Source organism: Christiangramia fulva, from assembly GCF_003024155.1.
Classification (GTDB): domain Bacteria; phylum Bacteroidota; class Bacteroidia; order Flavobacteriales; family Flavobacteriaceae; genus Christiangramia; species Christiangramia fulva.
This window is the reverse complement of the sequence record NZ_CP028136.1, coordinates 4,152,478-4,167,134: the sequence shown is the minus strand read 5'-3', so window position 1 is coordinate 4,167,134 and position 14,657 is coordinate 4,152,478. Positions and strand designations below refer to the sequence as shown.

The following is a 14,657-nucleotide window of genomic DNA, read 5'->3' as shown; positions in this document are numbered from 1 at the left end:
GGGCTTTTCTTTTTAAGGTGCTTCGTATCGAAGGTTTACTTTCAAAAAATGACAGACTGAAATAAAATCTGAAAACGTAAATTCCTCTGCAACAAGCTATCACTGAATACTTATTCCCGCACCGAAATTGAGATTTGAAGTGAATTCTTCGGTTTTAAGAGGTGTGTTGCTGTCATAATAATAGTTGTAGATCGCAAAGACCCTGAACCATTTTGCCAGGGGAATATCCAGGCGAAATTGTTCCAGAATTCTGTAATCGCTGAGATCTTTATACAGCGGCTGATAATACAGCGTGTTGGCCACCGAAAACTTATTCGATTTTGGGAAATAAGAAAGCGTTAAATAAGTGCTGTTACGGTGGTTATAGTAAGTGGTGTTTACGGTGTCGCTGTGTTCCATTTCGTACATATAACTGTTTCCCACATAACCTTTAAAATTATCTTTTTCAACCCATTTTACCCGGAGTCCGAGGCCCACGAGGTTTCGTTGTTCCACCACCAGCAACTGATTATACTGTGCCTGTAAAAAGGCTTCCAGCCTCAAAATTTTAGTAAGCTTATAATTAAACCTGCCGTGGAGGAACCAGGTATTCTGCAGATTTTCATTTTTGCTATCGATGAGGTTATAGCTGCCAATAAAGAAATAGATCTTTTTCAGGTCTTTAGATTTCAGCTGGGTGGTCAGTGCCGCATCGATCTGGTTCACCTTATCCCCGTCGTTATTGGTGTAATCAAAGGCGAAATCGGCATTCAGCGCGAAGCGAACCGAATCTGTTTGCATGCGTTTCGATTCAATATTAACGAGTTGCGCATTTGCCAAAACAGGAAATATGATCAAAAGAAGGAGGAAATAGTTCTTTACCAAAATTCAAAGTTCAAGATTCAAAGTTCAAAGGTAAAGGGAAAATGTGTCAATGTGAAAATGTGTCAATGTGAAAATGTACCAATGTGAAAATGTACCAATGTGAAAATGAATCAATGTGAAAATGAATCAATGTGAAAATGTATAATTGTGTAAATTAATCAATTTGGAAATTTGGTGATTTGAAAATTTGGAAATGGCTTTGGCTTAATCAATTCAAAATTCAAAATTCAAGAGTCAAAAAATCGTGCTTCATTGCTCTAAGCTCCAGTCTCTAGACTCTAAGATCTAAACTCCCGACTCCTGTTTTTTTTCCTGGCTCTCAAATTCAAGAATTGTACTTCCAACTTCGTACTTCTAACTTGGTTCCTTGTTAATTGGAATGCCAGCCCTTCTACTAATAAATCGACCCTACCCAATTTATCAGTTTCCGGAACTGGCATATTTTATTAGATCAGTTTCAGGTCCTTGGCGATACTAATCAGGTGTATCGTGGTTTTGGCCTGAAAAACCTCTTTCATTTCTTTCAGCTTTTTTTCGATGGCACTTTTACTGCTTGGCTTAATGTCTTTTTTCCGGAGTTCCTCCTGGATCTCATCCTGGGTCTTTCCTTCAGCAAGCAGATTCAGAATATTTACCTCAAATTCATTAAGGACAAGAAGATTGTTTCGCTGGAGAATCTTGTCAATATTCGGGGAATTATAAGTTTTACCGGTAGCAACTGTTTCAACGGCTTCTTTTAGATATTTCAGGCCCTGCCGGTCTTTGCAAACATAGGCGTCGATATTTCCTGTATCCCACAATTCCCTAAGTGTTTGTGGATGATCTTCTATAGAATTGACGATGATCTTCAAATCAGGGTCTTCCGATCTCAAAATATTTATAAGCTCTTTTCCGGAAAGGATCTTTTCATTGCGGTGATCTTTTTTAAAAGACAGGTCGCAGATAAGCAGGTCAAAAGGCTCTTTATCCTGAATGGCTTTCTTTGTCATCAGCCAGGCCTGGTCGCAATACTGCGCGTGGGCGATGTTCTCAATTCCAATTTCTTTAAGAGAAGCGGCAACAGCAAGGTTGATACTATCCATATCTTCAGCTATCAGAACTTTTTTAAACATCTAAACCGGGATTTTAATAGAGATCTTTACACCCTTTCCTTTTTCTGTTTCAAAGGTAATGGAGCCATGCAGAGAAAAAATACGGTTTTCCACATTTTGGATCCCATTGCCGTTTTTAATCGATTTTTCAGTACAACCAATTCCGTTATCAGAATAACTGATCTCTAAAAACCTGTTCTTCCTGGAGAAAATAATGGCTACCAGGCTGGCCCGGCTGTGTTTTTTCATATTGACCATTACCTCCTGCAAAACCCGAAAGATCACCAGCTTTTTCTCTTCCTTTACTGCATTCCAGTCAATAGTATCTTCACCGCGAATAATCAAACGTGTGTTTTCAGGGCAGATTCCCGATAATGTAGAAATAAGATTGTCACGGTAGCCGGCACCGGTATTGATAGAGGCATTTTCCCTGGATATATTGCGGGTACGGATGTAAATATTCTCCAGGTTATCGAGGATCTCAGCGGGCGCGATCGGTTCCATACGGCTCATGATATTATACAGGTCATTGGCGAGTTCATCATGGATCCTTTTGGAAATGCGCGTCTCTGTTTGATGCACGGTCTGGATCTTCTCGCGTTTGTTTTTCTGCCGGAAATAGTACAATATAAAGCTTCCGAGGCTAAAAATCAGCAGACTCCCCAGCGAAAGGATGATCATCTGATTCTTGAGATTTGCGGTTTCTATGGCCTGTTCCTTCGTGCGTGTCTCTAAATTCTGAATCTCCTCCCGTTTCTTTTTTTCATCAAAATCTATTTTCGCGAAGAGATTGGCCGATTGCAGTTTAGATTGCTGAAGGCTGTCATTAAGCGCGATAAACCTATTGGTAAAAGCCTTACTTTCTTCTGGAGGAAAAAGATTGATCAGTCTTTTTAAGGCCTGTAATTCTGAATTTTTACCTGCGCCTGCCTTTGCGGTTTCCATTGATTTCAGGGCATACTCCCGGGCAAGTTTCGGGTTGGTGCTTTCGTAATATTCAGAAAGATGCTCATAGCTCGAAAACAAACCATCGAGATCATTTTCCTGTAGCCTCATGTTCATAGCCTTTTTCAGATCGTCAAGAATATTGACCGAGGGATCTGCCAGCCACCGGGTATAGGCATAATTATCGATATAACGCGCTTTGGAATCGGCATCGGCAACATCAGCTTTTTCCAAAACCGCTTCCAGGCCGGCAATTGCTTTTTCATAATCTCCGAGGTCCTGGTAAACAAGGGCGATATTGTTTAAATAAGGAAGGCTGTCGCGGGTATTCTGCGAAAACCGAAGGGCATTCTGATATTCCTTTAAGGCATCCTGCCGGAATCCGCGGTCGCGATAAGACATGGCAATCACATTAAACGCGCTGCTGACGTAGGCCGAATCTTTTTCTTTAGAAAGCAACTCCAAAGCGGTGGTGGCCGTTTGCTGGCTCCCGGTATAATCGGCCATTCGGTGTTGCGCATTCGCCATTTCCAGCGTTCGCCTTCCAGCTTTAGAACTATCTCCTAATTTCAGGTATATATTTCTTGAACTAAAGGCATTTCGATAGACTTCTTCCTGCCTGTTGAGATAACGGTTTACCGTAGCTTTTCGGTAATAACCTTTCGCGATAAAAGAAGAGTCGGCCTGTTTTTTAGCCGAATTTATCAGGGTATCGGAATAAACCAGCGAACTGTCATAAGCTTTTAAGCGGTTAAACGAATAGATCTTCCCGTCCAATAAAAAGAGCCTGATGCTGTCACCTGGCGCGGCAAGCGCTAAACCTTTGTTGAAATCCTGAAGCATTTCTGAAGGCTTGCTCCCTATCAGTCCTTTTTGATAGTAGAACTCAGCGGAATCGGGTTTTATTTGTATTTCCGATTCCTTTTTATTTCCACAGGAAAGTAAAAAAAGACAAAGCAGGAGGGGGGCGATCAATCTTTTCGAAATCATATAACGAAGGTAAGGATTTATCAATTTGAAAACGGATTTCTATGATCAATAAACAATAATCAATAAACAATTATCGTCATCGCGAGCCTTCGCATTTGGCATCAATGTGAAAATGGATCAATGTGGAAATGTATCAATGTGGAAATGTACTAATGTATCAATTTGAGAATTTGGAAATTTGAAAATTTGGGAATGGTTTTTTGCTCTAAGCTCTAGGCTGTAAAAAGCTCTATGCGCTAAGCTCAGACTCCTGGATCTAAAAATTCAAAAATTCGTACGTCCCAATTATTAACTCGTACTTCAATTCCGTCATCGCGAGCCTTTGCATTTGGCATCAATGTGAAAATTTATCAATGTGGAAATGTACCAATTTGAAAATTTGACAATTTGAAGATTTGAAAATGGTATTTGCTTCAGCCCCTAAGTTCTATGCTTTAAGCTCAGACTCCTGGATCTAAAAATTCAAAAATTCCTACTTCCCACTTCTTGACTCGGGCTTCAATAGCGAAAGCATAGAGGAGGTATAGGGAAGGTATAGGGGAGGTATAGGGGAGATACGGCATACCTATATAAAAAGTAGGGGAAAAATACCCGGAAATAATTGAGAATTATGATGTAATTTTTCTCCAAAATAAACAAGGGTCTGATGGCGGTACAAAATGATCTTTTCATGTTTAGCGGTACACTGGGAGAAGTGAACTACTACCAGGTGGGAGAGAAGTATTTTAAGCGGAAGGCAGGTGGCGGATTCACTAAAAAAGCTATTAAGAATAAGGCTTCCATGCAAAAGGTAAGAGAATTCAATACGGAATTCGCCAGATGTTCGGCAGCTAAAAAGGGTTTCAGACTTGCTTTAGAGCCTTTCCTGGGTGCTATCAGGAGCAGGGAGTTGCATAGCAATATGACGCGGCTGTTCCTGGAGCTGAAGAACCTGGACCCGGTGAATCCAATCGGAAAAAGGAGTATCAGCGAAGGTTTTAAAACCAAAGAAGGAAAGCAGCTGATCAATAATTTTAGTTTCCTGCCGGAGCTGGATCTTTCTGTTGGACTGGGAACAAATAAAGATCAGGTGGAAATAAAAATTAACGAGCCTGGAAATTTAGACACAGAAGCTAATCGAATTGAACTGAGTTGTGCTCTGCTGCACTGCGATTTTGAGTCGGCTGAATTTCTGCTTCAGGAAGAGAAAATGGTCGTTTCTGGTAAGCTACCTTTAACCCTGGCCTTTAGCAGAAATGCTTTTTTGGAAAACAATCTGTTAATACTGGGATTAAAATGCTTTCAGAAAAGAAAGTTGGTAAAAATAGGTTTGAAGTTGAAAAAAGTGTAATTGTTCACAAAAAACCGGAAATAAAAAAAGCCGCAATGATTACGGCTTAAATAATAATTATTTGATTGTTTATTCACCTATTGGTTCTTCAGGAGGATCGGAAGGATCGTCATCTCCATTGGATGCAAAATCTTTATGGGGAGTATTTAATTCATCTTCGAGATTTTGTTTGGTGCAGGAAGTTATCAAAGAATTTGAAATGATAACGAAAAGAATTAGATAGATTTTTTTCATGACTTTATTTTAAATGAGACATTAAATGGCCGGCCCGCATTTTTGCAGATTTTAATTAGCGGAGTTTATTAGGCCTTGCCAGAACAGGAGGGAAGTCATGATTTGATACAGAAGAAAGTTGTTACTTCCCTTTTACAAGCATTCGCCCGTACCAATCATTAAATTGAATATTGCTTTTTAAATTTTTATTTACGGTCCAAAGTAAAGCCGGGAAGTTTGCTCAGGGGTAGACAAGCCTTAGACAATATTTAGACAGTTTTGTCCAACAATATTGTCCAAGAGATTTGATATTTTTATGGTCCTAATTTTTGACAACATGACTAACCAAATAGTATTAGAAGCGTTTAAAAAAGCAGAGGATGACTCGGGAAAAGGATCGGTAAATGGGAAGGCAGAATTTCTGTCGGAATATATTTTGGAAAATTATAAATATTCAATTTCAACAAAATCTTTAACCCGATACTATAAAGGGCAATCCTCTCCTAATCTGCAAATAAATGATTGTTTGGCTCTTTATCTTGGTTATGAAGATTACAAAGCTTATTTAAAGCAAAACCCCGGAAATAAAAAAAATGTTTTTTCTGGCGGAATGAGATATAACCTGTATTCGAAAAGGAACCTTGTGATTTTATTGATGCTCATTTTACTTATCGTAACTTCAGGCTATATAGGATTCATAAGTAGTAAAAAAGAATGCATGGTTTGGAATCAAGACCATTATGTAAAAACTGAATGCAAGGGTCTTAAAAGTGAAAGAAGGTTTATACCTTATATCTATAATAACTTCAAAAAAATTCAAGTATCTGATAGTATTTCATTCTTTAAAAATGGAAAAGCAAATATCTGGTATGATAAAACGGACGGGGAAATAGAACTCTTTTCAGCACCAGGTATTCACCCCATAAATGGTAATACTTTAAAACCTATTACAAAATATATGGTGAATAAGTATTTTTATGACATAAAGGGAGAGTAGACTTATATTTTACGGAAAACCGTAATGAACCTATCCAATTGTACTATAATTTTACCTGTGCAGGGGATTGAAAAATCACTAATTGTTTTTGAAGCATAATAACCAGATTGGTTATAATTAATTGATTTGTAATTTTTTATAAAAATCAATAAAATACCAATTAGACTTTTCTTAAAAAAATCTTAATATAAATCTTGTAGGGAATTGAAAATTTTAGTAATTATACAATCCCTACGCTGAAGTATTAACTAACCTACGATCTTCATGAAGCAATTAACTACTATTGCTATAATTATAAGTATAATATTTTTTTCCTGTAAAAGGAATGAAAGTAATTCTCCAAAATCGCCTGATGGCGACAGTGTACCAAAAAAAACTTTATCTGTCACTAACTTGCCTCTTGATGCTATAGTTAAAATATACTTTGAGAATACTCTCAGCATGGATGGGTATATCAATGGAAATACAGATTTCAAAAATATTTTCAGAGATCTTCTTGTGGCTCTAGAAAATGAAGATGATATTGATTTCGATACTAAGTTTTATTTAATAAATAATAAGCTGACTCCAACGAATTTTGGGGCTAAGACGACTCATATTTCAGAAAAACTCACACCGCAGAATACGGCTGGAAAAGGAAATAAAGGGAGCAGTGATTTTGAAGAAATACTAGATAAAATTCTTGAGAAGCAGGAAGGTAATACAATATCAATAATAACGGCGGATTTTATTTATTCACCGAAAGGAGGGTCAGATGTTCCTTCAGCTCTCGAGAAACTTAAAACATATACTGAGGATGCTTTTTTGAAGGCTGGAAAAAAGAATGACTTCGATACCAGAATATATCGCTTCACGAGTGATTTTAATGGTATTTATTACGATTATAACAACAAGAAAATTCCAAATATTCAAAAAAGGCCATTTTATTATATAGTGATTGGACCTAAAAATTTAATGGGACTTTTTGATTCGGAGATAGCATCACAACTCAGGAATCATTCAGGGTTTGAGAATGAAGCATTATTTACCAACGCCAATTTTAAATCAATACCAATAAAGATAATTTCCACGGGTCATAACGGGCGAATAAAGACAAGGGGAGGGGATCTTGAAGTGATGAGTTATCCCAGAACCGGAAATCTGGAATTCATTGCTTTAGTGGATTTGGAAAAATTACCTGTTAGTCAAAGCTATATTTTGGATAAAAACAATTATCAACTTTCAAATCCGGAGTTTACGATAGAAGAAATTGGAGTGGTAAAAGGAAAGAATATTAACTTTTCAAATTCGGGGAGTTTGAAAATGGATCCTTCAACATTAGTAAAAATAAAAGGAGAAAAATACACACATGCTATTAAATTTTCGGCTGATGGATTAGTGTCGGAAAATTTGAATTTTTCTTTAAGAAAAAAAATTCCCACGTGGGTGGATAAGGTAAACAGCAATGATGACAGGCAGATTCAATCGGATTCACTTGAACAAACCAAAACTTTCAGTTTTGGCTATCTTGTTTCGGGAATATCTGAGGCTTACGAACAACAGAGTGGAAGTAACAAATATTTTAATATCACCATACCAGTAACTCAAAATTAAACAACCAAACAATGCTAAAAGATCTCATCGCAAACTTCTATGAATTATGGGGAGGAGCTTATTTAGGTGACTTTTCAGAACAGATGTATAGTAATGATTTATATTTTTCTGTAGCTCTTTACTCTGTTATTGTAGCTCTGATTTTAACAATTGCATATTATTATGTTGTAGATCGTCCCGGAACTGCTAAGTTAAGTATATGGTCATTAAACCTTTTAATGGGAGCTATCATTAATTTCATAATTGCTTTTGTTTCGGCAAATAATGATCTAACCGATATTTTTGCTTCTGTTGGAGAGCCAATTCCGGCTTCATTTACTTCAGATATGATAGTTTTCTCCATTATTAATTCAATGTGGACTGTGCTTTTAATGTTCCTGGTTTCCATAATGATCAAGTGGAAAAGTACGAACTCATCATATGTTCCATTCTAATACATTCAACTATGTCTAAATTATATGTTTTTGGTATTGGTGGAACCGGTGCCAGAGTCTTAAAATCTCTTTCTTTCTTATTAGCTGCCGGCGTTAGATGTAAGAGTTCTTCTGTGATCCCAATGCTAATTGATCCCGATGCGGCAAATGGAGATGTTAATAAGACAGTAGATATACTTCAACGATACCAGAGTGTCAGGGAAAAATTATCTTTTGACGGAGAAACCTCTAATGAGTTTTTTAAGACCCCAATTCAACCTTTAAATAAGAACTGCAGGATCAATATTCAGGACTCGAAGAAAAAGTTTAAAGAGTTTATTGATTACCAGGACCTGGACAAAAAAAATAAGGCACTTATTTCCTTATTATTTAGTAAGAAGAATCTGGAATCCGATCTCGAGGTAGGATTTAAGGGAAACCCCAATATGGGAAGTGTTGTTTTGAACCAGTTCAATACATCTGAGGATTTCGAAAATTTTGCAAGTAGCTTTTCACAGGGAGATAGAATTTTCATTATTTCATCAATTTTTGGAGGAACCGGAGCAGCAGGTTTTCCTTTGCTACTTAAAAATATAAGATCTGCCAGCCCGAGTCTCAGTAATCATTCATTACTGCAAAGAGCTCCTGTTGGTGCGGTATCGGTACTACCTTACTTTGGTGTACAAAAGGATGATGAGAGTGAGATTGAAAAATCAACTTTCATTTCAAAAACAAAAGCCGCGCTAAGATATTATGAATATGGAGTGAATGATTCTGTAAACTCTATGTATTATTTAGGGGATAAGCTAGTTAAAGATTACAAAAATAATGAAGGGAGTGTTTCACAGGAAAATGATGCTCACTTTATTGAATTGGCTTCAGCACTTGCAATTTTAGATTTTGCTAATGATACAGATGTTTCTTCGAATAAAGTGAAAGAATTTGGAGTGGAAAACGAAACCCCGAGTATAACCTTCAATGATTTAGGTGATGAGACTAAGTTGAATTTAGTTAAACCACTCAGCAAGTATTACTTCTTTCATCTGTACCTAAAAAATCGATTAAGATCTAATTTGGGAGCAGATTTCGCAAAAAACCTAAAAATTAAGGAACCTTTCCTAAATGAAGACTTTTATCGAAAACTATCCAAATTCAATGATTATTTCTGGCAATGGCTTCAACAAATGAGTAATAATCAAAGAGGTTTCGCTCCTTATACAATGTCTTCGACTCAGGATATTTTTGATGGAATAAAAGGATTTAAAGCTCATAAAGGATTTCTTGAAAAAACCAAAGACTATGAACGAATTACAGCTTTCTTGAATAAAGAGGCAAAGAAAATGAATACCTCAAACAGTATTGAAAACAGATTTTTGGAGGTTTTTTACGGGACTACTGATAAGTTAATGGCTGATAAATACAAATTATAATTATGGCGTACGTTTTTAGATTTCATAGTGGAAAAAATTTAAAAGGATGGGAAGATTCTAATCCCTTGAATTCGGTTGCCATAAACGCGATTGAAGATCCAAACGGAGCTCACTCCAGTAGAGAAATAACTTCTATTCCTAGTCCTTACGCAAGAATTGATTTGGTTAAGACTGCATTTAAAGAAGTTGCTAGTTTGGGTCCAGTTGGAAATACCACATTTCACAAAATGGTATCTGATGCTCTGGATATTGGCCAAATCTTTTTCAATGCAGATAAGTATAAGAATCAAATAGAAATCATCAGTTGGGATAGAAAGGCAGATCTTGATAAATTGATTAATTCGCCGAATCCTCAACATAAACTACTTGGTGAAAGTTTAAGGTTATATCTCGAGCAGGATGCGAAGACTTATAATTTTGATTCTCTGGCAAAGCTCTATTTAATTAACTATACCAGAGGTCCGGAACCTTTAAATATTATTGGAGGTACTTCTCCATCAACGCTTTTCTTTACTTCAGCAAATAAATTCGATTTAAAAGGATTTCAGGAAGGTAGTGATAAGCTCTTAGATGATGAGTACCAGCCGCTGCATGAAAGAGATCCCGAATACATAAAATATCTTTTTGCTCTTCGGAATAATATATCAGGATTTTCATCAAAAATGAAAGAACTGGATGATTACTTAAATCAGACCTATATAAACTTATCTCAAGGATTAAAATTGGAGATAAATCAACTGGATGGATATTATAAAAATCTACCAAATTTGAATATTGCAGGAGGAGGAGAAATTGTAGAAGTTCTTGGTGTTAACCTTAAAAAAGCAAAAGGGAAAGAAGACGCTATCAAGGATAGCGATTTTGTAATAAAATCAGAAAAAGGCCATAGTGATGAATATCCTCCATTGGTATTGCCAAATGAGGTGTTTAATTCACCATTAAGATACGTTAGTGCCCCCTGGGAATCTAAAGCGAAAGCTCCCCATTTTGATGAAAGGGCATTGGAAGACCGGACATTGCCGGTGGATGGAAATAAATATCCATATATGACCATCAGCGATTTTCTTGAACCTGTCATTATAAGAACCGAGTTCCCTGTAGACAAAAATTACTTTTTAGATGGAGGGTTAAAATCAGCAAATACAGAAGGAAAAGGTTTTTTAATACCAATCAAGCCTACTTACTTTAAATATTTTGAAACATCAAGTCTAACCCAAACTATTAATGGAGAGAAGCGATTTGAATTAAATCCCCTCTCCAACGGTTACGTTGAAGCCATTCTAAGAGTTCCAGTACAGAAAGGTCATCATATTACATTTAGGAGAACATATAATAATCCAGTAAATGAAGCCCAAAAGCCGGAGTATAACGAAAAAGCGAATAAGGGAGCAATTATAGAGAATAGAATTAATGTAGGGATTACCCCATTCTATAGTTTTCCTCAATCTATAAATCCGGAATATAATGTTGCCTTATATGATGCCGACTTTATATTCGATAATAATCGATTTGAACTTACATATTTTGATCAGGAGAATAAACCAATTCCCACCAATCAGATTCATAAAGTTCAAAGAAGGTTTAAAGAGGAAGAAACTTATAATATGTTTGGAGATGTAGTCAAATCTAACTTTGATTACATTCAACTTAAACATGATTTCGCCAAAGGAATTTTGGTTCCTCAATTCTTTGATCGAATAGGAGGAACATCAGAGTTTGCTTTTTCCATTGATTTTGGGACAACCAATACTCATATAGAATACTCTGTTGATGGAGGAAAGCCTCAGCCTTTAGAGATCGATAAATCCGAAAAATATCATATAGGAAGTCTAATAGCCTTTAATGATCTTAAAGAAGGATATTTAAAAGCTTTACGAGACGATTTGATGCCAGAAGAGATCCACGCAGAAGGCAATTATCAATTCCCTCAGAGAACGGCCATTAATTTTCATAAAAAGACAAATTTCAACCAGCCGGTTTTCTCGTTGGCAAACATCAGTATACCATTCAAATACGAGAAAGAGTCTTTTGACCTATCATCGAAGGTGAAGACCAATTTAAAGTGGAATAGCAAGACAAATGAAAATCAGAAAATGCTTTTTGCATTTTTTGAAGAGCTCATCAAAATCATACGAAATAAAGCTTTATTGAATGGTGGATCTATTGATAATCTGGAAATTACATGGTCTTATCCTGCAAGTATGCTTAAGCATCAATTGAATTTAATGGAAAGCGACTGGGAAAAGATCATACACGCTTATTTAGGTGATAAAGTCAGGATTAGAAAAGTTTGTGAAAGCTTAACCCCATACTATTACTATTATAAATTTGAGGGGATACCAGCTATGGAAAAACCTTTGGTATCTATTGATATTGGCGGAGGAACTTCTGATGTAGCTGTGTATAGAGAAGAGGCACCTATTTTATTCAGCTCATATAAGTTTGCCGGTGATGCAATTTTTGGAGATAATTTTAATAGAAACATTAATATCAACGGCTTTGTTAATAAGTACTATTCTAAAGTTATCCAAAAACTTGAAGAGAACGATCAAAGAGTACTAATAGAGGCGGTAAATAAGATAAAGGCCAGTGACTCATCCCACGATGTAATCAACGCTTTCTTCAGTCTTAAGGATAATAAATCGTTGAATGATCGCAATGTTGATGTTGATTTCCTTCGATTCCTAAAAACCGATTCAGATTTTAAGGTCATTTTCCTTATCTTCTATGTGAGTCAGTTATATCATATAGCACAACTTCTTAAGAAGAAAGACATTCCTGTTCCCGGGGTTATTAGTTTTTCGGGAACAGCTTCCAAACTTTTAACCATTATCGACTCTAGTTCCAGTCAAGAAAGTTTAAAAAGACTGGCATCAGAATCATTTAAAAATGTTTTTAAATTAGATTCTCTACCCGAGATTGATATTAAATTACCATCTAACCCGAAACAGATCTCAAGTAAGGGAGGCCTTTCTATGGGAGACAATCATCAGTTAAATTTGGATGATATTAAAGCAACCCTTATTACTAATTCTGAGCTGCAATCCCATAACGGTAGTAAAATAAGCTACGAGAGAGTGAAAGAATTTGAAAGTGATGCAATAAGAAGTTTTGATGAATTCCTGGATTTCTTCTTTAAGTTGAATAAATCATATTCCTTCAGAGATAACTTTGGAGTAGAGAAGGCTTCCCTTGATTTTACGGAAGACTTCCTGAACAAGAAAAAAGTGAATGCGCTGAAAACCGGGATAAAGAATAAACTGGATGAAATAAGCAATGAAAGCGATGAAGAAATAAGCGAAACTTTATTCTTCTATCCACTTGTTGGAACCCTGGGTGAGTTAGCCTATGAATTGGAGAAAAAGAAAGTTAATTAATATGAATTTATTAAAAATCACCTTTCTCGTACTGCTGCTTTTTATCAGTGCGTCTTGCAATAGAAATACGCCAGATATAAATGCAAATTCTCAGTCTTTAACTGAAAAAAATGAGGTTCAATCTGAAGTTATCGGGAATAATGGAAGTCTTAAAGAAAACTCAGAGGCCCATGACTCCATCGTGGCCACTGAAAACAATTCTCAAGAAGAGGTTGTAAAATCGCAATCACAAAATGAGAAATCTGATTTAGTTACTTTGGAAGAATCACGCAACTCAGGTTGGAATTGGTGGTTGTATGGAGCGCTTTTTTCTATAATTTTTAATTTAATTTTAATTTTTCTCCTTCTAAAGACGATTAATTCAAAAAACACCTATAAATGGGAACGAGATGATATCACTATTGGAAAAGATAAATATAAGGAAGAAGCTAAATTTTATAAAGAAAGGCTAGCGGCACTTGAAGATGAAAAAAGAAAGAAACAAGTTCCTAAAACTGAATCGCCCAATACCTCAGTTCCCCAGAAAACTCCAAATTCTTCCATTGATACAGAGGAAAAGGCTGTTGAAGTGGATTTATCAGTAGAATCATCATCTTCAAGAAATAGAAATCAAACTGAAATTATCTCAAGGCCAGTTATTTTTTACTCAGAAAAAGCTAATGAAAATAAAATTTTCACGTCTGTTTCCGAGCAAAAAAATGAATATAAAAGCATTTTTAAACTAATCCTAGATAATATAGACTCCGATAAAGCAGCTTTTGAAATAGTTGATTCAGACTTTGTATTAAGAATGGCAGCCAATTCTCCTGATACCTATTTATACCCGGTTTGTAAACCTGAAAACAGTAATCAGAATTATAGTAGTGAAATCATTACCACCAAAAGAGGTATCGCCCACAAAGTAGACGGCAAATGGCAAGTAAATGAACAAGACAAAGCAACTATTAAATTCCAGTAGAGATGCATGATTACGTAATAATCTTAATAATCGCAGTAATTATTGGGATACAGATATTCATTTTTGGAAAGAATATGTCCAAAATAAAAAACTATAATCGGACTATCGAAAATGTGAAAGATTTTGAGATCGTGGAGGTATCAGTACCCGAAGAGTGGATCAAGGAAATTAAAGTAGAAGATATTTTGCAAAATCCTGAAAAGTTTCAGGAACTATCAGCGAATTTTTCCTCGACTATGCAGGAAACATCTGAAGATCCTGAATTAGAATTAAACGATAAGGACCAGGTTGATGTTGAAGTTGATGAGTTCAAAACAGAAGAAGATGAGCCTTTGGAGTTAAAACTAAAAGATGGGAAAAAATCTGATCCAGAATTAGATTTTCCTGAAGGGGTTGATCCCGAAATAGAGGAGTTCGAGGAGGAAGATTTTGAAGATTACAAAACAAACCGTTAGG

The 14,657-nt window shown here is 36.0% G+C and carries 12 protein-coding genes; 8 read left to right on the top strand and 4 right to left on the bottom strand.

Annotation, left to right across the window (positions count from 1 at the left end):
• Positions 1-99: 99 nt before the first annotated feature.
• From C7S20_RS18495 to C7S20_RS18485, 3 genes are all read right to left on the bottom strand, one after another.
• Positions 100-780 carry a DUF481 domain-containing protein gene (locus tag C7S20_RS18495; RefSeq protein ID WP_159039987.1) on the bottom strand — a complete coding sequence of 227 codons (681 nt, stop codon included), beginning with the start codon at positions 778-780 and terminating at the stop codon, positions 100-102.
• A 530-nt stretch (positions 781-1,310) separates the two neighbouring features.
• Positions 1,311-1,976, bottom strand: coding sequence for a DNA-binding response regulator (locus tag C7S20_RS18490; RefSeq protein ID WP_107013844.1), 666 nt, complete (start codon positions 1,974-1,976; stop codon positions 1,311-1,313).
• Positions 1,977-3,890, bottom strand: coding sequence for a tetratricopeptide repeat-containing sensor histidine kinase (locus C7S20_RS18485; RefSeq protein ID WP_107013843.1), 1,914 nt, complete (start codon positions 3,888-3,890; stop codon positions 1,977-1,979).
• Between the two features lie 646 nt (positions 3,891-4,536).
• On the opposite strand from C7S20_RS18485, the gene C7S20_RS18480 reads away from it, so the two are divergent.
• A complete protein-coding gene (locus C7S20_RS18480) occupies positions 4,537-5,220 on the top strand; it encodes a hypothetical protein (RefSeq protein ID WP_107013842.1) in 684 nt (227 codons plus the stop codon).
• A gap of 69 nt (positions 5,221-5,289) precedes the next feature.
• Here C7S20_RS18480 and C7S20_RS19595 read toward each other — a convergent pair whose 3' ends face one another.
• Complete coding sequence (locus C7S20_RS19595; protein WP_159039986.1) at positions 5,290-5,454, bottom strand: hypothetical protein; 165 nt, start codon at positions 5,452-5,454, stop codon at positions 5,290-5,292.
• A gap of 316 nt (positions 5,455-5,770) precedes the next feature.
• On the opposite strand from C7S20_RS19595, the gene C7S20_RS18475 reads away from it, so the two are divergent.
• From C7S20_RS18475 to C7S20_RS18440, 7 genes are all read left to right on the top strand, one after another.
• On the top strand, positions 5,771-6,430 hold the full coding sequence (locus C7S20_RS18475) for a hypothetical protein (protein WP_107013841.1): 660 nt from the start codon (positions 5,771-5,773) through the stop codon (positions 6,428-6,430).
• 264 nt (positions 6,431-6,694) lie between these two features.
• The gene (locus C7S20_RS18465; RefSeq protein WP_159039985.1) at positions 6,695-8,023 is read left to right on the top strand and encodes a hypothetical protein; all 1,329 of its coding nucleotides are present in this window, start codon (positions 6,695-6,697) and stop codon (positions 8,021-8,023) included.
• An 11-nt stretch (positions 8,024-8,034) separates the two neighbouring features.
• Positions 8,035-8,457, top strand: a complete 423-nt coding sequence (locus C7S20_RS18460; protein WP_107013838.1) for a hypothetical protein — start codon at positions 8,035-8,037, stop codon at positions 8,455-8,457.
• An 11-nt stretch (positions 8,458-8,468) separates the two neighbouring features.
• The gene (locus C7S20_RS18455; protein ID WP_107013837.1) at positions 8,469-9,866 is read left to right on the top strand and encodes a hypothetical protein; all 1,398 of its coding nucleotides are present in this window, start codon (positions 8,469-8,471) and stop codon (positions 9,864-9,866) included.
• 2 nt (positions 9,867-9,868) lie between these two features.
• On the top strand, positions 9,869-13,243 hold the full coding sequence (locus C7S20_RS18450) for an acetate and sugar kinases/Hsc70/actin family protein (RefSeq protein ID WP_107013836.1): 3,375 nt from the start codon (positions 9,869-9,871) through the stop codon (positions 13,241-13,243).
• Between the two features lies 1 nt (position 13,244).
• Complete coding sequence (locus tag C7S20_RS18445; protein ID WP_159039984.1) at positions 13,245-14,201, top strand: hypothetical protein; 957 nt, start codon at positions 13,245-13,247, stop codon at positions 14,199-14,201.
• A gap of 74 nt (positions 14,202-14,275) precedes the next feature.
• The gene (locus tag C7S20_RS18440) at positions 14,276-14,656 is read left to right on the top strand and encodes a hypothetical protein (RefSeq protein WP_107013834.1); all 381 of its coding nucleotides are present in this window, start codon (positions 14,276-14,278) and stop codon (positions 14,654-14,656) included.
• The last annotated feature ends 1 nt before the right edge of the window (position 14,657 follow it).

Excerpts from the sequence above, each read along its gene's own strand:
- C7S20_RS18475 (WP_107013841.1), top strand. The coding sequence starts at position 5,771 with ATGACTAACCAAATAGTATTAGAAGCGTTTAAAAAAGCAGAGGATGAC.
- C7S20_RS18455 (WP_107013837.1), top strand. The coding sequence starts at position 8,469 with ATGTCTAAATTATATGTTTTTGGTATTGGTGGAACCGGTGCCAGAGTC.
- C7S20_RS18495 (WP_159039987.1), bottom strand. The coding sequence starts at position 780 with ATGCAAACAGATTCGGTTCGCTTCGCGCTGAATGCCGATTTCGCCTTT.
- C7S20_RS18445 (WP_159039984.1), top strand. The coding sequence starts at position 13,245 with ATGAATTTATTAAAAATCACCTTTCTCGTACTGCTGCTTTTTATCAGT.
- C7S20_RS18460 (WP_107013838.1), top strand. The coding sequence starts at position 8,035 with ATGCTAAAAGATCTCATCGCAAACTTCTATGAATTATGGGGAGGAGCT.
- C7S20_RS18465 (WP_159039985.1), top strand. The coding sequence starts at position 6,695 with ATGAAGCAATTAACTACTATTGCTATAATTATAAGTATAATATTTTTT.
- C7S20_RS19595 (WP_159039986.1), bottom strand. The coding sequence starts at position 5,454 with ATGAAAAAAATCTATCTAATTCTTTTCGTTATCATTTCAAATTCTTTG.
- C7S20_RS18450 (WP_107013836.1), top strand. The coding sequence starts at position 9,869 with ATGGCGTACGTTTTTAGATTTCATAGTGGAAAAAATTTAAAAGGATGG.
- C7S20_RS18485 (WP_107013843.1), bottom strand. The coding sequence starts at position 3,890 with ATGATTTCGAAAAGATTGATCGCCCCCCTCCTGCTTTGTCTTTTTTTA.
- C7S20_RS18490 (WP_107013844.1), bottom strand. The coding sequence starts at position 1,976 with ATGTTTAAAAAAGTTCTGATAGCTGAAGATATGGATAGTATCAACCTT.
- C7S20_RS18440 (WP_107013834.1), top strand. The coding sequence starts at position 14,276 with ATGTCCAAAATAAAAAACTATAATCGGACTATCGAAAATGTGAAAGAT.
- C7S20_RS18480 (WP_107013842.1), top strand. The coding sequence starts at position 4,537 with ATGGCGGTACAAAATGATCTTTTCATGTTTAGCGGTACACTGGGAGAA.